The sequence below is a fragment of the Pseudomonas cichorii genome (assembly GCF_018343775.1).
Lineage (GTDB): Bacteria > Pseudomonadota > Gammaproteobacteria > Pseudomonadales > Pseudomonadaceae > Aquipseudomonas > Aquipseudomonas cichorii.
Genome location: NZ_CP074349.1, coordinates 798,767 through 817,771 on the forward strand (window position 1 = coordinate 798,767; position 19,005 = coordinate 817,771).

The following is a 19,005-nucleotide window of genomic DNA, read 5'->3' on the forward strand; positions in this document are numbered from 1 at the left end:
ACTGTTCGGGACCGGGCAAACCACAAGGACAGGTCTGATAATGGCCAATGAAAGCCAGCCGCATATCCATCGCCAGACGCTCAGCATCACCCGCCAGGGCAGAGAACGTCTCAATGGCCATACCGGGCAGGTTATCTGGTTGACCGGTCTGTCGGGCTCCGGCAAATCGACCCTGGCCAATGCCCTGGAGCAGGTTCTGCATGCCGAGGGCAAACGGACTTACGTGCTCGATGGCGACAACGTTCGTCAGGGATTGAACCGGGACCTTGGGTTCAGCGACGCAGACCGGGTGGAAAACATTCGCCGGGTCGCGGAAGTGGCCCGCTTGATGATGGATGCCGGGCTCATCGTGATTACGGCGTTTATCTCGCCCTTTCACCGGGAGCGGGAAATGGCCCGGCAGGTGATTGGTGAGGACGACTTCACAGAGGTTTATGTGAGCACGCCAATCCAGGTGTGCGAAGAGCGTGACCCCAAGGGGCTGTACAAGAAGGCCCGCCGCGGGCTGATCCCGAACATGACCGGTATCGATAGCGTCTATGAAGCACCGCACAGTGCCACTGTGACGATCGATACCTCCGAGCTTGCGGTGCCAGAAGCCGTCAACCGGGTTCTGGCCTCGATCAGAACGCCAGCTTGAAGCCGATCATCCCCAGCATGATTGCCAGGAAGGGCCGCAGCAGGTCGTCGGATATGCGCCCGGCCATGTGGCTGCCCAGGTAAATGCCGGGCAATGAGCCCATTAACAGCCAGGCCAGTAACTCCCAGTTCATGTTGCCCATACTGGCATGCCCAAGGCCTGCGACCAGCGTAAGCGGCACGGCATGCGCGATTTCCGTGCCCACCAGACGCCGGGTGGCCAGCAAGGGATAAAGAATGAACAGCGCCACTGTGCCCAGTGCGCCAGCGCCAATGGACGTCAAGGCCACCATGGTGCCAAGGATCAGCCCGGTCACCACCGTCAGAACGTTCAGTTTAGAGCCGCTGAAGAACGAAACTCCGTCGCCGCGACTGTGGGCAAAGGCCAGGAGTTTTTTCTTGAACAGTACGGCCATGGCCGTCAGAAGAAGGACGATGCCAAGCGCCTGCTTGATGATTGCATTCAGGGCATCGGGTGCCGAGTCCAGAGTGCTCAGAAACCATAACGTCATCAACACCGCCGGTACGCTGCCCAGGGTCAGCCAGCCGGTGATCTTCCAGTCGATGTTGTCGTTCTTTTTGTGAACCACCACGCCACCGGCCTTGGTGATCGCGGCATAGAGCAGGTCTGTGCCCACGGCGGTCGCCGGATTGATGCCGAACCAGAGCAGAATGGGCGTCATCAATGAACCCCCACCTACGCCTGTCATCCCGACAATGAAACCGACCACCAAACCCGCTACTACAAAACCCAGACCGCCGACGTCCATATATGACCCTGTAAGACCTGTTGTCAGGTAAAAACCGGCGGGCAGCATAACGATTTATGTTCTGAGCGGTTATGAATATGTGGTCTAAGGTTATAACCGTTTTTACAGGATCCGGATTTCAGGCGGCGCGTCGACAGCGATTTGCATGACCTGGCTGGGTTGCAACCAGTTCAGCAGAGCGTCTGCTTCCATAGGTCTGGCAATCAGATAGCCTTGCCCTTCATCGCAGCCCCATTGCTTGACCAGTTTACGGGCGGCCTCTGTCTCGATACCTTCGGCCACCACGCAATAGCACAGCTTCTTGGCCAGGCCGATCAAGGCCTTGACCAGGCGCTGGTCCGCTTCTTCAACGTTGAGGTTGCGCATCAGTGACTGGTCAATCTTCACGGTTGTGGCAGGTAATTGCCGCAGGTAGTTCCAGTTGCTGTAGCCCGTGCCGAAGTCATCGATGGCGATATGCATGCCCAGTTCGCGTAAGCGTTCCAGTTGGCTGCGGACTTCTGTCGGGTTCTGCATCAACGCGCTTTCGGTGAATTCCAGCTCGAAGAGTGAAGGAGAAATGTCATGCTTTTTCAGCAGCCAGATCACCCGGTCAGTGAACACTGGCCCTGTCAGGTCGTCAGGCGTCACGTTGATTGCTACACGGATATCGAAACCTTTGCGCTGCCAGCTGGCAGCCTGTTCAACGGCCGTCTGCAACACCCACAGGCTCAGGGGACGCATGAGCGCGGTCTTTTCAGCCAGGGGAATGAACTCGGCAGGCCCGATGGGGCCCAGTGTCGGATGAACCCAGCGCAGCAGCGCCTCGACCGATGTGCATTCACCTGAGGCCAGATCAACGCGTGGCTGATAAACCAGACGCAATTGATCGTGGGCATGCACGGCACTGGTCAGTGAGCCGAGAAGCTGGAACGAGCGTTGTTGGGTCGCGTCCATGTGCGGTTCGTACAAGGCCCAGCCAACCTGACGAGCGCGGGCATCGTCGGCGGCACTGATGACCAGGCGCACCCAGTCCTGCTCCTCTGCCTGACCACCCGGCAGAGGCACAATCCCAAGGCCGACCTGCAACTGCACCGGAATGCCGTGGCATATCACGGGAGACTGAAGGTCTTCGAGAATGGCGCTGTAGATCGACTCATCCGGCATATCGCCCGGCAACTGAAAGCCGAAGCGCGTAGGGCTCACCTTATACAGCGGGCATTCTGACGGCAGCATGGCCTGCAGACGGTTTCTCATCGCCACGATCAGATCCTGAGCGAAGTTGTAGCCCAAGGCTTTGACGATATCGTTGAGGAATTCGGGAGTGATCATGTCGACGGCCACCAGGCGCATCTCTTTACCGGCTTTGAGCGTCAGAAGAATGTCTTCTTCAAGGCGCAGACGGTTGTAGAGTCCGGTGGTCTGATCGACGAAGCAACTGCGGCGCAGATCGACGATACGTTTCATCACCAGCCCGGCCAGACGCTTGAGCATCAACGCATCGCGCTCGCTCATGGCCTCGCGAGGCACCGTGTCGATGACGCAGAGCGTGCCCAGCGCAATACCGTCGTCGGTAATCAGAGGTGCGCCGGCGTAGTAACGAATGCCCGGTTCCCCGGTCACGAGGCCGTTGTCCTTGAAGCGCTCATCAAGGGTGGCGTCGACCACTTCCAGCGAGGCGTCCGTGAGAATCGCATAGGCGCAGAACGAGACATCACGCGGCGTTTCCTGAGCCTGCAGACCAACCCGTGCGCGGAACCACTGTCGATGTTCGTCGACGATGGAAATCAGCACGATGGGAGCCTGGAAGAACTCGGCGGTCATCGCCACGATCTCCTCGAAGACATCATCCACCGTGTTTTCAAGCACGCACAGTTCGGTAATACGCAACAAACGTTGCGTTTCGTTCAGCGGAAGAGGGGCGCCGGTGCTCATAGAACTCTCGAATCAACGGGGTGGTGACTAATTGCCACTACGCAGTGGTCACTCTATCAGACACTGGTGCCACTGTTTTGATCACCGAGTAACAAGGTTTTCCGAAGAAAAATATTTCCACCTCCGGTAAACCTACACGCCTTGATAGCCTTGGCCTGTAGCTATGGAGTTCAGTGCTGACCACTCGTCGAAGAGAAGCGGCTTTCATGGATCGACAGATTTTCCCTTTCCTCTCAATAAATACGACACGCACTAAAGCGGTCGATGAAGCCTGGAGGATAGGGAGATGGCTAGCACTGGAGACAACAATCCCGGCCATTTCGCCAGGGATTCTGAAAAGGCTTCTGAAGCGGGCAAGAAGGGTGGGCAGAGCAGTAATAAAGGCAGTGATGAGTAAATGTGAAGGACCGGGCAGGAAACGTGATTGTTTCTCTTGCTCGCTGTAGGCGGCTATGGACTCGTCGTCCGCCTGAATGCCCGTATCGCAGAAGCGGTGCGGGCGTTGGTCTTTATCTTTACGCGACAGGGACCTCTTCCAGTACCAGCACCACGCCAGGGAAGTGATTGATGTCATTACTCCATGATTCCGTGCCTGTTCCTGGAAAGGTGTAGGCATAGGCAATGTTTCGTTGTGTGTCGCCGATAAACGTATTCTGACTGTCCAGCCACTCCTTGAGTCGCCCTCGCAAGTCTTCCTCCGTCATGCCTTGAACCTCTGCTTTCGGCAGGAACGGCACGATAAAGGTCGCGGCGAAATGACGGCCAGCCTCTCCTTTCTTGAGTGCCAGCGCATCTTTTCTTGCTGCATCCATTGCGACTTTCACGACATCCGGCCCGTCGAGTCTTTGCCAGGCATGCTTGGCCTCGAAAGCGAAATCCTCGTGGTGATTGCTGATGTAAAGGTCGCAGCGTCCACGCCCACCTGTTTCGGGCTGATCTATATGTGAGGTCGTGGGGCGATGTTTGCGTGTGGGATATTCCTCGAGCGCCACCCAGCCAATTGACCATGCCGCGCCGGCCAGTGTGCTGATATTGGCGCGTTCGTTATGCCACCAGCAGTTATCGTTAGTCAGCATGTCGATATAGCGCTGGACCGAGCCCAGCCATGCGCTTAGTAATTGCCTGATAGCGGCATCGCCATTCTCCGGGAGAACGGCTTTGGACCACATATCAGATGCCCGGGCAGGAGCTAATTGGGCAGCGCTCCGTTCATTCGCGAACACCTTAACAGCTCATCTCCACCTGACCTTCCAGCAACTGCTCATGGGCATACAGCGTGCTGCCCAGCAATGTGCAGAAGACCTTCAAGGTATCGACGGTCTCCGGATTGCCAAGCTTGGCCGGCAACGGATCGAGCCCGCACAAGGTGCCGAAGAACACGCCATTGGGAAAAATGATCGGCATGGAAAAGTAGCTCTGGAACCCGTAGAGCTTCGGCACCGGATGGTTGGCATAGACGGGGTCCGTCGCCACTTCGTCGATCATTACGATATGGCGACTGGCGCGGATCTCGTTGCAGATGGTGGTTTCAATCTCAAGCTCGTGACCAGGCTCGACACCAAACTGGATTTCGTCGCAGACCGCACAGGCGGTCCAGTTGGTTTCGGTCACCTTGGCGATGGCAGCAAATCTCAAACCGGTCAGCCGCGTCACCAGCTTCAAGAGGCTGGATGTCGCTTCTATTTCACTGATTACGGCCAGTTCTGCTGCCGTCAATGTGCTGTTCAAAATGCTGTACTCCAAGGCGTAGCGGTATATCGAGCCTGTTGATTTTCAGTGTGCCATTGCGGCTGGGCTGATCGTGACATATTTGCTCAAAGGCTTCATGGCTTATTAACACCAGACGACAAGCTGCCACGTCAAAACAGCAAAAGCCGGCGCGTCAGGAAGACGTGCCGGCCTTGTTGCGATCGGTTATCAGGAAACGGTCCGCTGCGGTGCTTTGTGCACCATGGTGTAGGCGTAGTCGACGCCCATGCCGTAAGCACCACTGTGCTCCAGAACCAGCGCCATGACGGCGTCGTAGGTTTCTTTGTGCGCCCAGTCACGCTGGTACTCGAGCAGCACTTGTTGCCAGGTTACAGGAATCGCGCCGGCCTGCACCATGCGCTGTACCGACATGTCGTGAGCTTCCTTGGTCGTACCGCCCGAGGCGTCGGTGACGATGTAGACATCGTAGCCTTCGGCCATGGCTTCCAGCGCCGGGAACGTCAGGCAGACCTCGGTCCACAGTGCGGCAATGATCAGCTTCTTGCGGCCAGTGGCCTTGACCGCTTCAACCAGTTTCTTGTCTTCCCAGGAGTTCATCGAAGTGCGCTCGATGGGCTGTTGATCGGGGAACACACCCAGCAGCTCTGGCCAGATGTAACCGCTGAAGCTTTCGGTTTCCACCGACGTCAGGATGGTCGGCACGTTGAACAGCCTGGCGGCCTTGGCCAGGCCCACGGTGTTGTTCTTCAGTGTCTGGCGGTCGATCGATTGCACGCCGAAAGCCATTTGTGGCTGATGGTCGATCAGGATCAGTGCAGAGTTGGTCGGGTTCAGCAGTTCGAGTTTGGACATGATGATTTCCTTTCAAGTTGAGTCAGTACGAATCGTTAAAGGGTTAGCCGCTTTGCCTGTCTTGGCGTTTGCTTGCTGGCTTGGGAGTAAATTTACGGGCTGGCAGTTGTTGAGACAATTCCCTAAAATCGAGACTCATTGTTTCCAGAAAAGGGACATTCATGGATCGCATCGACTGCATGCGTACATTCGTTGCCACAGTGAACGCCAATGGCTTCGCTGCGGCGGCTCGGGTGCTGGATGTACCGCGCTCGAAAGTCAGCAAGCAGATCCAGGCCCTGGAAGAAAACCTGGGCGTGCAACTGCTGTTGCGGACGACGCGCAGCCTGCATCTGACTGAAGCGGGGGCCGAGTACTACGATGCCTGTCGTGAAGTACTGGCGTCGCTGGATGAAGCCGAGCAGCGGGCGCGCAGTGGGCTGGGGGAGGTGCAGGGTGTGTTGCGGGTCAACGCGCCCATGTCATTCGGGCTGTGCCGGTTGGGGCCATTGATTCCCAAATTCCATGAGCAACACCCCAAGGTGGAGTTGCAACTGGTGTTCAGCGACCAGCAGGTTGATCCGGTCAAGGGCGGCTTCGATGTGACCATCCGTATCGCCAGCCTGGCGGATTCCTCCATGGTTGCCCGCCATCTCGCCCCGGCACCTCGCATGTTGGTGGCGTCACCCGCTTATCTGGCTCGCGCAGGAACTCCGCAAGTTCCCCGCGACCTGGCGGCGCATCAGTGCCTGAACTACGGCTACCTGCAAAGCGGCGTCAGCCTGCAACTGAGCAACGGCAAGGAAACCCAGAAAGTCCATGTCACCGGCCCGCTGCACGCCAACAACGGCGACCTGTTGGCGCAAGCGGCAGAGGCGGGTATGGGCATCGCTTTGCTGCCGACCTTCATCGTCGAAAAGGCTGTGGAGCAAGGACGACTGATCCCGGTGATGTGCGACTGGCAGGCTCCGCCGATTTCCATCAATGCGGTGTATCCGTCCGCCCGGCGTGTGCCTTTGAAGACCCGAGCGTTTCTGGATTTTCTGGTGCATGAGTTGAGTGATTGAGTCGTTGGAGCGTCATGCATGGCTGCCCGAGAGTGAGGCTCGCGCAGCCATACTCGATCAGGCGCAGGGGTGGGCCACCAACAGGCTGACACTGCTCATGCGAGAGACGTCGTCTATGGCCGTATCCGCAGGCAGCGTCCGCCAGTCGACGGTCAGGCAGATTGCATTCACTGGCTGATTTCTTTCGACGCCTACCGGCCTGCCGAAGTCAAAGCGATACATGGCTTGTGTAGTGTTCATCGGTTTGACGCTTTGGGACCCACTCAGAGTCCTCCTGACCATATCGGGTATCAGATTGTTCGGTATCGTGAAATGCGTCGGGCTTTGATAACTGAACATGCCCTGGTCTCGAGTGCGCTTCCAGAGTTGCTGCCATTGAGAGCTTCCTGCCGAAGCATCGAGTGTTGCTCCATAGGCCTGCAATGTCTGCTGCGAGACTTCCTCAGTGCCCAATGCATGGGCAGTGCTGCTGAGCAGTCCGAACAAGACAAAAGATACTGCAACCGCGGGATACTGCATGGCTGACTCCTTGTTGGTCGTGGCCCTGTTGACGGGCAGGAGAGAGGCTAGCAGGCGGGTAGAGGGTTTTCATGCACAGGCCCAAGCGGTCGAAATTTTCTCGGAAATTCCATTCAAGGGAAAGACAGGCCTCTTGCTATTGGGGCTATGCAGCGCGGGTTTGTGACGAACTGATTGTGGGATGCGATGTCTCACAGCCACTTCGGAGTTTCTTTTTATGGAAAAAATCAATCCTTTACCTCGCATGCGTGCATTCGCCGCGACAGTATTCTGCCTGCTTTTTGTCCTGCCCGCTGAGCGCTCTTTCGCCAGTGAGCAGCCGGTCGAGCCTGACCCCGCACCTGCCAAATCCATTCACGGCAAGATAACCGTATACGGTTGCTACGCCGCCCGAGCCTCTGCGCTGCTTGGCGAAGAATTCACTCCGGAAAACAGAAGAGAGATCGAGCGACTCGCCCGTGCGCCCAGCTCGCGCATCACCTCAAGCGGTGGCCCCAGAGACCTGAGCTACAGCCCGTTGCGGCTGAACATCGAGGTCAACGGGCAGAACCGCATCGAGGACATTTACTGCCAGTAACACGCACGTCTATTCCCCGCGCTGCACCTGTTCCGCGATGGCCTTGCCCAGCGTAACCGTTGACCCCGTACCACCCAGGTCAGGTGTCAGTGGTGCATTCTCCGGCCCTTGGGCCAGCACTGCTTCAATCGCCGACAGCACGGCAGCCCCGGCCTCCGCATGACCGAAATGCTCCAGCATCATGCCGCCGCACCAGATCTGCCCGATGGGGTTGGCGATGCCTTTGCCTGCAATATCCGGTGCCGAACCATGCACCGGCTCGAACAGGCTGGGGAACGTCCGGTCCGGGTTGATATTGGCCGAAGGCGCAATGCCGATGGTGCCGGTACAGGCCGGCCCTAGATCGGAAAGGATGTCACCGAACAGGTTGCTCGCGACAACGACATCGAAGCGATCCGGGTGCAGCACAAAATGCGCGGTCAGAATGTCGATGTGATATTTGTCGACCAATACCTCGGGGTACTGCTTGCCCATTTCCACGACACGCCCATCCCAGTACGGCATGGTGATGGCGATGCCGTTGGACTTGGTGGCTGAAGTCAGGTGCTTCTTGGGCCGACTCTGGGCCAGGTCATACGCATACTTGAGAATGCGGTCGACGCCGACGCGAGTCATCACTGTTTCCTGAATCACGACTTCGCGCTCGGTGCCGGCAAACATGGTGCCGCCGACGCTGGAGTATTCGCCCTCGGTATTTTCCCGCACCACATAGAAATCGATATCCCCCGGCTTGCGACCGGCCAGTGGCGCTTTCACGCCGGGCATCAGGCGACATGGGCGCAGGTTCACGTACTGATCGAAGTCGCGGCGAAACTTCAGCAAGGAATCCCACAGCGAAATGTGGTCCGGTACGACATCCGGCCAGCCGACCGCGCCAAAGTAAATCGCGTCGTATTGCTTGAGGGTTTCAAACCAGTCATCCGGCATCATCTTGCCGTGCTCAAGGTAATAGTCGGCGCTGGCAAAATCGAACCAGTCCCATTGCAGACCGATCCCGAATTTCTCTGCGACGGCGTCCATGACGCGGACGCCTTCGGGCATCACTTCCTTGCCAATACCGTCTCCGGGAATGACAGCGATCTTGTAATTGTATTGAGTCATGGCATCGGTTCTCGTGCTTGTCAGGTGGTGTGCTCCAGTGTATTGATTCGTCCATCAAGCACAATTTGGCTTACGGGAAATCCATTCTTGAATTCAAGTAAAGAGTTGGTCACCAATACCGATGACCTCAGCTTCTTCAATCGCGTGGCGACCCACGGCAGCCTGACCGCCGTGGCCCGAGAGCTGGGCCTGTCACTGCCCGCTGTCAGCAAACGCCTGACCCAGCTTGAACAGCGCCTGGGCGTGCAACTGATCCGCCGCACCACCCGCAGGCTGGACCTGACGCCGGAGGGCGTGATCTACCTGGAAGGTGCCCGGCCAATCCTGCGCCAACTGGAAGAACTGGAAAGCGCCCTCGACAACCGCCAGCCGGTGCTGCGCGGCAAGCTGAGCATCAACGCCTCGTTCGGCTTTGGCCGACGCCATATCGCACCGCTGCTGTCCGAGTTCGCCGCCCAACACCCGCATCTGGAACTGTCGCTGCAACTCTCCAGCCTGCCGGTCAACCTGCTGGATGCGGGGATCGACATCGACATCCGCGTGGGCGAACCACCCGACTCACGGCTGATCGCCCACCACGTCCTCGACAACCCCCGCATCCTCTGCGCCTCACCTGCTTACCTCGAACGTGCAGGCACACCCCAAGACGTCGCCGACCTCGCGCAACACAACTGCATCGTGCTCAAACAATACGAAAGCGACTACGCCATCTGGCGCTTCACCCGCGATGGACGCGAATACAGCCAGAAAGTCTCCGGCAGCTTGTCGAGCAACGACGGCGAAGTCGCCATGCGCCTGGCCCTGGACGGCCACGGCCTGATCCTCCGCTCCCGTTGGGATGCCCAGCAACACCTCGCCTGCGGCGAGCTGGTCGCCGTACTGCCCGAGTACCACGCGCCGAGAGCGGATGTGTATGTGGTGTATCAGCATCGGCAGCATGTGCCGCAGCGGATATCGGCGTTTGCGCGGTTTTTGGGGCGGGAGTTGGGGGAGCGGTTTTTGTGATGGGTTGTTTGTGGGACCGGATTTATCCGGGAAGGCGTTACTTCTGACGATGAAGATGCAGTGAGTGTCCAGACTTCTTGAAATAACCGCTATGAGCAAGGTCTTGGCCAACACCAAGGCTTTTTGCCCCGGTAGAGCCGTCAAATCAGGAATTCAAAACCAGACAGCAATTTTACGGTTAGCAACTTGTCGAGGTACGCAAAGGCGCAGGATAGAGAACATTCGCGTCATAGAAAGCAGTGAACGGTGAATGCCTCATTCGTACCCCATCCCCAACTCCTGTGCTTGTGCTGCGAGTTCATCCATGGCATCCCTGCTTGCCTGGTCGCGCTGCTCTTTGTAAGCCATCAGGTCTGCGAATTTGATCCTGCGATGTCGACCTGTTTTTGTGTGCGGTAATGCACCTTGATCAAGGAGTTTTACCAAATGGGGCCGCGAAACGTTGAGCATGTCTGCGCCTTCCTGAGTTGTCAGTTCTGCATGAATAGGAACGACTTTGACGGCATTGCCCAACGCAAGCTCACTCAGGATTTCGCCGAGTAAGCGCAGGGCGAAAGTGGGTAATTCAACGACTTTGCGTTGCTGCGTGTCATCAATCAACTCAATGCACTGAGTTTCACATTTTGTCGAAAGAAATGCGGCTAACTGACGGCTTGACGCCACAGCCGCAGCGATTTCTTTCTGGGTTGGGAGAGCTATGCGAGAGAGGTCGACGGTGGTCATGAGTATTTCCATGTTCATACGACGTAACTGCGGTCGCTGATCAGCGCTTTATTTGAAAGAGAAAAACGCAATAGTCGAAATGATTGAGCAACAAAGGGAATACTCACCAACTGCCGTAAGGAATGCCATATTTTTCAATGTAGCGTCTGGAGGCATCAGGCTGCTGATAGTAACGACCACCTGACTTGCCAAGATGCGGACCCAGGGGTTCCACTTCGGCTTGAGTTCGGGTGACGTTGATTGCTTTGTTGCAACTGTCGCGTACCCACATCTGAACAACACCGCCTGGGGCAAGGCCCACAATTACCGATGCTGTGAAACGAGCAGTCTGTTCTGGCTTCTGTGGACAGCGTTGGTGGGTTGATGCTTGCATGATTTCACGCGCACTTTCCGGAATATCAATCCAGGCCCGGTAAGTCTGGGGTTCTACGACTGACTGCCATCGTACGAAAATTCGTTTTGGCAGATCGGCCCCAACTACAGGTTTTATGTTTCCCCCTATTCGATCCCAGCCCTTGGCTACCTCTGTGGCATCGCCCGGGTTGCCAGTACCTATTGCTCCGCCTCCGGGGCGCTCAAATGTCCTGTCCTGGATGTCCACCACAGAACTGTGTTCGACCAAACCTGGCATATAAGTGGGGGCCATGAAATCCAGACTCCACCATGCGTCTTTTGGAGAGCTTTTTCCCGGTAAGGCATCTGAGGCCTGACAACCCACTATTAAAAGTACGCCGAGCAGGGCTACGAAAACGCGCATCAGAATAGTGTCCAGTCAGGTACGTGAGGGTGTTGAACCCTTATGGCATCTGCCGTAGGAGCATTGATATAAACGATACTCAAGCCTCCTCCTGTGCTTTTACCGAGAGGGTGGTTCCAGTTGGCTGAGGTATGAATGTACCGCACTCTGAGTAGCTGATCTTCTTCAGGTGTCGTGCTGTAGTCTCCCGTGAGAAATCTGTCACAGAGAGGCTGTAAGTCCGATGGAATGGCGTAGTCAGGATTCCCCTCATCAATCTCATTGAGTCGCACACCATTTTGTTTTGCTAGCTCATACATCACACGCAGGTACACCCTGGATAACTTACCGCTCACCGACCGCTTGAGCTGCAAGCCAGCGTACACACGTTTCTGTCGTACCACACTCATGCGATCTTGTGGGTCTGCTGGTAATAGAGACGGGGGCGGTGTAGTTATTTCAAGCATCATGGCCGGCCAGCCTTTGCTAATCATCTTGGCTTTTTGCTGTTGGGCATCGAGATAGATCGAAGTGCTCTTCACATCCGTCGTAGCTCCAACTGAGAGCGCTTGCATAGGGCTTACCAACACACATTCTTGTGTTTCTTCAAGATACCCTCCTCCGATATCCGAGTGAACACCAGGCACAGTGATTTCAGAATGGTCGGGGCTGACGCGACTCAGAGCAAAGTTGGCGCGGCATTCATCACGAGCAACCAAATGAATGACATTAGTAAAATATTTGCGGTCCAGATAAAGCTTGATTCCAGGTGCAACAGCACTTTTTACGTTACCCAGGTTAGCTAACCCTGCAATAGAGGGCACGGTATCAAACAAGCCGATAAAACCCATGTTGATATCGCTCTTGTACTGACCGCTAAAAGAGGAGCTAAAAGACTTACTGTTGCTACTTAGTAAACTCCCCAGAGGCCCTTGTTTGCAGCGAACGACCTCATTCGCAAAATGTCGTGCTGCAGCCGCTCCTCTGCTAAAGCCGAATGTATCAAAGGTCAATGAGCAGATTTCACTGTCTAGGTTCTCTTGAAGTAAATCATAAAAAAGCACGCTGATTCGACTAAATGCCAGTTTTACTCGCTCGGCTACCCCGGTATCACCACGACCGGTGCCGGAGCCCAGTAAGCTATCTTTCTCGCCTGTACTAGTACCGATACCCTCAATATAGGCCATACGAAAGGCTATTTTTCGCTGTCCGTTCCCCTCTGTTTCCGGTGGTGCGTAATAGAGCTCGCTTAGCTTTTTAACGTTACTGGTGTCATTGCCATAGCTGCTTTCAGGGTCGGACATGAACGGTTTACAACTGGCATCGATATCTGCGGGTGCAATAGGGTGATGGGCACCACAGAGCAGACCGGCAGCTGAGTTGTTTGCGTTGTTGCCAGTGCCATCGAAGAACACACCAATGCGCAGAGCAATCGCTGTTTTTTCTGGTGGCGGTGCGGGGCTTTTTCCGTACTTTTCGTATTCGGCCCAGCGCAGTGCATGAATATCGACTGGTTTAGCTTCTTCGTGGCGATAATTCTTTGGCTGGTTGGGTACGTATCCACTCATTCCTTGATTCCTGATTTTTTCTCCTTCGTAAAGCCCCAACCATTTATCTAACAGGGTTGGCACTTTTTCGGTCCAAGATGATAACCGCTCCCGACGAGGATACGAATGATGGCCTGGGGCCTCGTTTACAAGGTGGGCTGAACCGCCCCGGGTATCGCGGAGGCTGTTTTGTTTGAGTCAGGCTGCAACTGATATGGCTGCCTGACTCTGTTCGTATAGTGCCTCAAACTCGGCTGGCGGCCTATTTCCAATAGGTTCCAGCAGACGCTGATGGTTGAACCAAGTCACCCATTTCAGCGTTTCCCACTCCAGACTTTCTACACTTTTCCACGGCCCTTGCTTGTGGATCAACTCCGTCTTGTAAAGGCCATTCATGGTCTCTGCCAGTGCGTTGTCGTAGCTATCACCGGTATTGCCAACCGACGGCTCGATACCCGCTTCGCCCAACCGCTCGCTGTAACGAATCGACAGATATTGCGAGCCTCTGTCGCTGTGATGAACCAGCCGATGAGGCTCGGGCCGACGGACGTGAAGTGCCTGTTCGAGCGCATCCAGGACAAACTCCGTACGCATGTGTCGGCTGACCCGCCAGCCAACGATGAACCTTGAATAGACATCCACGATGAACGCGACATAGGCAAATCCCTGCCAGGTTGAAACGAACGTGAAATCGGCGACCCAGAGCTGATTGGGACGTTCGGCAGTGAACTGGCGCTTCACTAGATCCCTGGGATTGGCATTGTCAGGATGGGCTTGCGTGGTTTTCACCGTTTTGCCCCAGGTCACGCCGCAGAGACCCATCTCACGCATCAATCGCTCCACTGTGCAGCGCGCTACTGCCTGATGTTCGCGATGCATCTGCCGCCAGACCTTCCTGGCCCCATAGACCTCGTAGTTCTCCTGCCAGACACGATGAATCTGTACGGCAAGTGCCTCGTCACGAATCGCTCGGGCAGAGCGTCGTGAGCGATCACGTAAACGTGCGGCATGGCACCGGTAAGCCGATGGAGACACTTGCAACACGCGGCACAGTGGCTCGACTCCAAAGCGCTGTCGGTGCTCGTCGATCAGACGCCAGATCACTTCAAACGACGGTCGAGTTCCGCCTGGGCGAAAAAAGCGCTAGCGACCTTGAGGATCTCATTGGCTCGCTTGAGCTCACGAACCTCGCGCTCCAGCTCTTTGATCCGGGGATCGGCCGGGGTGCTAGGCGTTGTGGGCGAAGAGGCCTTGCGGATCCAGTTGCTCAAGGTTTGGGCGGTGCATCCGATCTTGCTGGAAACAGCCTCGATGGCTGCCCACTGAGAATCGTGCGACTCGCGGACTTCGTAGACCATTCGCACAGCACGCTCACGGACTTCGGGGGAAAACTTGGGTGGCTTTGGCATAGTGGCTCCAGTTTCTCAAAAGGTGGAGCCTCCGCGATACCCGGGGCGGTTCAGGCGGGCTTTTTACTCGCAGGTAGGTAAGTGTCTGAGCCCAGAGAAAATACAAAACCTGCGCAATGCAGGTTTTGTAATCCACACATCAACGAACCGAAAGATCTTCCAGTGAACGATCAACCTCGGCCTTGGCCATCTCCACCAGATGGACGACAGACAAAGCCAGATGCCGATGCGAACCACTCAAACGGTCGCCGCTTTCATAGGCTGTTGCTGCGGCGCAGCTCAATAGCTCGGAAGCACGCACGAGCGCATCTTCAAGGTAGCGAGGGGAGAGATGACAGGGTGGATCCGGTGTGATCTTGAGCATCATGAAACTCCAGTCAGAAGTGGAGCTGACGCCCTTTGCTGCTAAACGCCAGGCGGCAGCCATGCGCAGGTTAGCAGACCGGAGACTGGCACCCGGCGCACCCGAAGGTGCCCTACGCACGGCCACCATAAAATGCAGGCCGTAAAAAAGCACCTCGCAAAAGGTGGCGCAGTGCGCCCAGTCGGGTCCGGGCTGCTAAACCCGTTCGCTGAATATGCAGCGACGGGGTGAGAGTAGTGACCGGATTTCATGGGCGCAAGCGGTCGGGATTTTCTAGGAAATTTCGTTCAAGGGAAAGGGAGGCGTCTTGCTATTGTGGGCTTTGGAGGCTGACTCTTTGTCCATTCAGTGAAGCTCCGTCCAATCTGTTCCGCGTGCGGCAGTTGATATGAGGTCTGCCGTTCTGAGGAAAAAGTCGCGCCACTGGCGCGACAATGTCAGCTTCCATGGCGCGATTTCCAGAGCATGAGTTCTGATGGTCGTAATCCGTAGCGTGCCAGAACACCCTCGTGCAGTCGGCGGAGTTCTTCAACGATCAGGGCTTGAACTTCTGGCTGCTCATCCTCTGCAACATGCGTTGTTACCGCGTTCTGAATGCAGCTCAGTGGATCAAGTTCTGGATGGCTGACGACTTCGCGAATGGTCGCTTTGATGAAGTCCCGCCAAGTCAGGCGCAGAGGATCAGGTTCTGCAAGGTCTTGTTTGATTGCCAGGTATTCCTGTGTCGAGCGCTCGTAAGCCCATAGATACAGGTCGCGAAGTAGCTCTACCCGGGTCATTTCGTAGACGCCTAGTGTGGCGCTGCTGTAGGCCTGCTCGGGTAGATCCAGAAATGTCAGTGGGCACAGGTTGGCGCGAAACAATGGCAGGTTCGCCGCCAGCCGAGAGGTGCGTTTGTTGATGTCGGCAAAGGGCTGCAAATAGGGCAGGTGGACCATCATGAAAAATGATTGCTCGAATGGATCAGTAATCTGATTTGCCTTGCCAAGCAGAACGTCCAGCGCCCCCTCTATCTGTTGTGGTGTGGAGAGAGGGCGATAGGTGCTTTGCCCAATGTCGACGGCGTGCTGGCGAATACGGCCTTCATCTGCGGGGTTGGGAAGCAGGTTTTCAGCCAGGGCGCTGTGCAGGTTCATCAATGTGTAGCGGTTGAACTCGGCGCTTTCGATGTTCTCGACCAACAGCTCGATTGCCGTTTTATGGTTCAGGATCATCTGTGTTTCGATAGCAGCTTTGCCTCGTGCAGCTTGGCCATGCTCAATGAGCTGTCGCGTATCGAGCCGCGAATAAGTGTTCCCTTCCAGATTGCTCGATGCCCACGATAAGTCAATCAGCAGGCGATTTAGAACTGCGCGGCTGTATGTGCCTGCTGGCTCCACGGCATCTGTCGTTTTTCCCATTCGATGCAGTTGGCGCCGCAAGGATTCGGACAGATAGCTGGTTTTGTTCGGGTGATAAGAATCCAGAAAATCACGCTGGTAGCCGACGGGCTTGCGCGCTTCTGTTGGTTGGTTGACATAGGCGAGTATGTCCCGGCTGTCTGCCGACAGTGGGATAAAGGACGGGAAGCTATCACTGCTGATGGCCAGGGTGCTTGTTTCCGGCTGGATATCTGCTGCGAAATAGCGTCGTGCTCTGCCCTCACCGTGGGCGGAGATCTGACGGCTCTCGATCAGCTGTGCAATCAGCCTCTGTGCTGTTCTTCGAGCAATGTCAGGGTGCTTGGTCAGCAGCTCATTCAGTGTCAATCCGCTTCGCGCTGCCTGGATGCTGCTGAGTATTTCAGTGATTGAAGACATTGCTGAGTTGGCGCCGTTTAGCTGCTGTTGGCGCAATTGTGGCGCAGTTTTCAGAACTGCGCCATTTCTGGTCGGGGATTTGGCGCAGTTTTATGGCACAGGTGGATCAGGATACAAAACCTGCGCAATGCAGGTTTTGTAATCAACACATCAACGAACCGAAAGATCTTCCAGCGAACGATCAACCTCAGCCTTGGCCATCTCCACCAGATGGACGACAGACAAGGCCAGATGCCGATGCGAACCACTCAAGCGGTCGCCGCTCTCATAGGCTGTGGCAGCGGCACAACTCAATAGCTCGGAAGCACGCACGAGAGCATCTTCAAGGTAGCGAGGGGAGAGGTGACAGGGTGGATCAGGTGTGATCTTGAGCATCATGTAACTCCAGTCAGAAATGGAGCCGCCATGCTCGCGACTAAACGATGGGTGGCGGCCATGCGCAGGTTAGTCGACCGGAGACTGGTACCCGGCGCACCCGAAGGTGCCCTACGCACGGCCACCATAAAATGCAGGCCATAAAAAGCGCCTCGCAAAAGGTGGCGCAGTGCGCCAGTCATCCCGGGCGACTAAACCCGTTCGCTGAATATGCAGCGACGGAGGCAGAGTAGTGACCGGATTTCACAGGCGCAAGCGGTTGGGATTTTCTCGGAAATTTCGTTCAAGGGAAAGGGAGGCGTCTTGCTATTGGGGGCTTTGGGAGCTGATCTTTTGCCTGTGCTGTGAAGATTCGATCTAGTCTGTTCCGCATGCGCCAGTTTTATGAGGTCTACCGCACCGGGTGAAAAGTCGCACCACTGGCGCGACAATTGTCCTGATCGTACAACCTAATAATCTTCAACCAGAGGAAACGTCTGGAGCGCCAGTTCAAAGCTACGCTGTTCTAGCGCTGAGAGCCTGCATGGTCCGGCATTTGGGAAAACCCGAGCATCCCCAAAACTGTTGCCCCGCTTTCGCACCTGATTTCACGGTACGAATCAGCAGCGCATTACCGCACTTCGGGCACTGTCGCTCGGCAGTCGGGTCACTTCGTTGTTTGAGGTTCTGCACATGCTCACGATGAGTCGCAAGAGCGGGAGCACGGCGGCCTGTTTGCAGCGCTTGCAGCATGAAGTCGACTTCAGACTCGCTGAACACCGTCTGCTGGAACGACTTGATGTAACGGATAAATCCAATGCCTTGTGTGACGTTGGCTGGCACTTCGGTTTTGAAGGTGCTGCCTCCAACAAAGGTAATGACCGAGTGCAGATGGTCAGGGCTAATGCCCAGCGTGGCCTCCAAAGCCTTGAGGTGTTTGTAGTTCTGCCGCAATGGGTTCTGGAATTTGAAGGTGCGCTTGTAGAGTTTCTGCGTCCACTGCGCCTGTTTCTCGCTGCCGAAAATCCAGCCGCTCATGTTCTTCGTTTCCAGCACGAAGATGCCGTAGATCGAGAGGAATACGTGATCGATCTGCGTGGTGCCGTCGGGCGTATTCAGGGTGACGTTATGCAAGCGACGGTAGATTTGCTCGTCCAGATGTCGATGAGCAGCGAAGCGCACAAGAAGTTCGCCGATATGCCCTTTGGCCCATGGTGATTTGAGCAGGGTAAGCAGAAGTGCGAACAGAATAAGCCAGCCCAACACGCCCGATATCTGGGCGATGGCAGGGGTGAAGTCCATTTCTTAACCTTTCAGAGATCCTGTGTTATGCGGATTTTATCGAAAACTGGAGTGGTGGCACGATAATGTTGCTGCGATTTGAGGGCGTGTTTGCATGAGATTCGGGTTGTAGCGATCTGATCGCGTTGCTGCTGCGTTGTTCTTTGAGTAATGCCAGTGTGTTTTGTCAGTAGCTCAGACTTCTCGCTGCCCTGATGCTGCTGAGTATTTCAGTGCTTGAAGAGATTGCTGAGTTGGCACCGTTTAGCTGTTGTTGGCGAGAAAAATGGCGCAGTTTTTAGAACTGCGCCATTTCTGTCCGGGAATGTGGCGCAGTTTCATCGCTCTGAAAGCTGCACATTGTCCGAATTTCAGACACAAAAAAAGACGCCCTAAGGCGTCTTCTTTGTCAGATTTGGTGGAGCCGGGAGGAGGTGATCCCAGCCAGTAATTTCAAAAAAAATCTTATAAAACAAGGGTATGAATTCCTGCTGGTGGAGCGTTACCACCCTGGTCCTGTAAAAAATGCCGCCCTTGACGCGGGACGAAGTGAGTATGCCAGCCAACTGCCATCAGGGCCAGAAACCGATGCAGAGCATCCACTCTCGGCCAAATTAGAGATGGCGTGACAGCTCCCCGAACCTCTAAAATTAGCGATT

The 19,005-nt window shown here is 55.7% G+C and carries 21 protein-coding genes and 1 other annotated feature; of the genes, 6 read left to right on the forward strand and 15 right to left on the reverse strand.

The genetic code is table 11. The features are described 5' to 3' along the window. Positions 1–40 precede the first annotated feature (40 nt). Positions 41–640, forward strand: a complete 600-nt coding sequence (cysC, locus tag KGD89_RS03515; RefSeq protein WP_025258443.1) for an adenylyl-sulfate kinase — start codon at positions 41–43, stop codon at positions 638–640. On the opposite strand, the gene KGD89_RS03520 is transcribed toward cysC, so the two are convergent. After that, positions 624–1,409 (reverse strand): sulfite exporter TauE/SafE family protein, encoded by a 786-nt coding sequence (locus KGD89_RS03520; protein ID WP_025258444.1) that lies wholly within the window; start codon positions 1,407–1,409, stop codon positions 624–626. The genes cysC and KGD89_RS03520 overlap by 17 nt on opposite strands. Before the next feature lie 102 nt (positions 1,410–1,511). After that, entirely contained in the window at positions 1,512–3,323 is a 1,812-nt protein-coding gene (locus KGD89_RS03525) for a putative bifunctional diguanylate cyclase/phosphodiesterase (protein ID WP_025258445.1), read from the reverse strand. A 286-nt stretch (positions 3,324–3,609) separates the two neighbouring features. Here KGD89_RS03525 and KGD89_RS03530 point away from each other — a divergent pair, with 286 nt between their 5' ends. After that, complete coding sequence (locus tag KGD89_RS03530; RefSeq protein ID WP_117148227.1) at positions 3,610–3,720, forward strand: KGG domain-containing protein; 111 nt, start codon at positions 3,610–3,612, stop codon at positions 3,718–3,720. Between the two features lie 118 nt (positions 3,721–3,838). Here KGD89_RS03530 and KGD89_RS03535 read toward each other — a convergent pair whose 3' ends face one another. The 3 genes from KGD89_RS03535 to KGD89_RS03545 all read right to left on the reverse strand — a co-directional run bounded on the left by KGD89_RS03535 (position 3,839) and on the right by KGD89_RS03545 (position 5,885). Next, positions 3,839–4,492 (reverse strand): hypothetical protein, encoded by a 654-nt coding sequence (locus tag KGD89_RS03535; protein ID WP_025258446.1) that lies wholly within the window; start codon positions 4,490–4,492, stop codon positions 3,839–3,841. Positions 4,493–4,547: 55 nt separating this feature from the next. Beyond that, the gene (locus KGD89_RS03540) at positions 4,548–5,051 is read right to left on the reverse strand and encodes a GAF domain-containing protein (RefSeq protein WP_025258447.1); all 504 of its coding nucleotides are present in this window, start codon (positions 5,049–5,051) and stop codon (positions 4,548–4,550) included. A 189-nt stretch (positions 5,052–5,240) separates the two neighbouring features. Continuing rightward, positions 5,241–5,885, reverse strand: a complete 645-nt coding sequence (locus tag KGD89_RS03545; RefSeq protein WP_025258448.1) for a hydrolase — start codon at positions 5,883–5,885, stop codon at positions 5,241–5,243. Positions 5,886–6,046: 161 nt separating this feature from the next. On the opposite strand from KGD89_RS03545, the gene KGD89_RS03550 reads away from it, so the two are divergent. Then, positions 6,047–6,931: a LysR family transcriptional regulator gene (locus KGD89_RS03550; RefSeq protein ID WP_025258449.1), complete on the forward strand. Its 885-nt coding sequence runs from the start codon at positions 6,047–6,049 to the stop codon at positions 6,929–6,931. A gap of 57 nt (positions 6,932–6,988) precedes the next feature. On the opposite strand, the gene KGD89_RS03555 is transcribed toward KGD89_RS03550, so the two are convergent. Next, positions 6,989–7,450 (reverse strand): hypothetical protein, encoded by a 462-nt coding sequence (locus KGD89_RS03555; protein WP_025258450.1) that lies wholly within the window; start codon positions 7,448–7,450, stop codon positions 6,989–6,991. A gap of 217 nt (positions 7,451–7,667) precedes the next feature. Here KGD89_RS03555 and KGD89_RS03560 point away from each other — a divergent pair, with 217 nt between their 5' ends. Continuing rightward, positions 7,668–8,027, forward strand: a complete 360-nt coding sequence (locus KGD89_RS03560) for an I78 family peptidase inhibitor (protein ID WP_074569189.1) — start codon at positions 7,668–7,670, stop codon at positions 8,025–8,027. A 9-nt stretch (positions 8,028–8,036) separates the two neighbouring features. Here the strand turns inward: KGD89_RS03560 and KGD89_RS03565 are convergent, their stop codons facing one another. Further along, entirely contained in the window at positions 8,037–9,128 is a 1,092-nt protein-coding gene (locus KGD89_RS03565) for a tartrate dehydrogenase (RefSeq protein ID WP_025258452.1), read from the reverse strand. Between the two features lie 87 nt (positions 9,129–9,215). Here KGD89_RS03565 and KGD89_RS03570 point away from each other — a divergent pair, with 87 nt between their 5' ends. Then, positions 9,216–10,133: a LysR family transcriptional regulator gene (locus KGD89_RS03570; protein ID WP_081741911.1), complete on the forward strand. Its 918-nt coding sequence runs from the start codon at positions 9,216–9,218 to the stop codon at positions 10,131–10,133. A gap of 255 nt (positions 10,134–10,388) precedes the next feature. On the opposite strand, the gene KGD89_RS03575 is transcribed toward KGD89_RS03570, so the two are convergent. The 8 genes from KGD89_RS03575 to KGD89_RS03610 all read right to left on the reverse strand — a co-directional run bounded on the left by KGD89_RS03575 (position 10,389) and on the right by KGD89_RS03610 (position 18,367). Further along, a complete protein-coding gene (locus KGD89_RS03575) occupies positions 10,389–10,856 on the reverse strand; it encodes a helix-turn-helix domain-containing protein (RefSeq protein ID WP_025258454.1) in 468 nt (155 codons plus the stop codon). Between the two features lie 103 nt (positions 10,857–10,959). Further along, entirely contained in the window at positions 10,960–11,613 is a 654-nt protein-coding gene (locus KGD89_RS03580; RefSeq protein ID WP_038399743.1) for a DUF2931 family protein, read from the reverse strand. Further along, the gene (locus tag KGD89_RS03585; protein ID WP_025258455.1) at positions 11,613–13,160 is read right to left on the reverse strand and encodes a T6SS phospholipase effector Tle1-like catalytic domain-containing protein; all 1,548 of its coding nucleotides are present in this window, start codon (positions 13,158–13,160) and stop codon (positions 11,613–11,615) included. Before KGD89_RS03585 ends, KGD89_RS03580 begins: the two co-directional genes overlap by 1 nt. A 177-nt stretch (positions 13,161–13,337) precedes the next feature. Next, positions 13,338–14,548, reverse strand: a protein-coding gene (locus KGD89_RS03590; protein WP_117148244.1) for an IS3 family transposase whose coding sequence is annotated in 2 segments (ribosomal slippage) — positions 13,338–14,281 and positions 14,281–14,548 — 1,212 coding nt in all. Because the reading frame shifts where the segments join, the coding sequence is not laid out codon by codon here. Then, positions 14,166–14,282 (reverse strand) — a sequence feature (AL1L pseudoknot). (Overlaps the previous gene by 117 nt.) A 139-nt stretch (positions 14,549–14,687) precedes the next feature. Further along, positions 14,688–14,915 carry a DUF6124 family protein gene (locus KGD89_RS03595; protein WP_371874974.1) on the reverse strand — a complete coding sequence of 76 codons (228 nt, stop codon included), beginning with the start codon at positions 14,913–14,915 and terminating at the stop codon, positions 14,688–14,690. A gap of 434 nt (positions 14,916–15,349) precedes the next feature. Continuing rightward, positions 15,350–16,711, reverse strand: coding sequence for a Fic family protein (locus tag KGD89_RS03600; protein WP_025258459.1), 1,362 nt, complete (start codon positions 16,709–16,711; stop codon positions 15,350–15,352). A 150-nt stretch (positions 16,712–16,861) separates the two neighbouring features. Next, on the reverse strand, positions 16,862–17,089 hold the full coding sequence (locus tag KGD89_RS03605; protein WP_371874974.1) for a DUF6124 family protein: 228 nt from the start codon (positions 17,087–17,089) through the stop codon (positions 16,862–16,864). 492 nt (positions 17,090–17,581) lie between these two features. After that, the gene (locus tag KGD89_RS03610; protein ID WP_025258460.1) at positions 17,582–18,367 is read right to left on the reverse strand and encodes a nuclease-related domain-containing protein; all 786 of its coding nucleotides are present in this window, start codon (positions 18,365–18,367) and stop codon (positions 17,582–17,584) included. A gap of 413 nt (positions 18,368–18,780) precedes the next feature. On the opposite strand from KGD89_RS03610, the gene KGD89_RS03615 reads away from it, so the two are divergent. Further along, complete coding sequence (locus KGD89_RS03615; protein ID WP_143008753.1) at positions 18,781–18,975, forward strand: hypothetical protein; 195 nt, start codon at positions 18,781–18,783, stop codon at positions 18,973–18,975. The last annotated feature ends 30 nt before the right edge of the window (positions 18,976–19,005 follow it).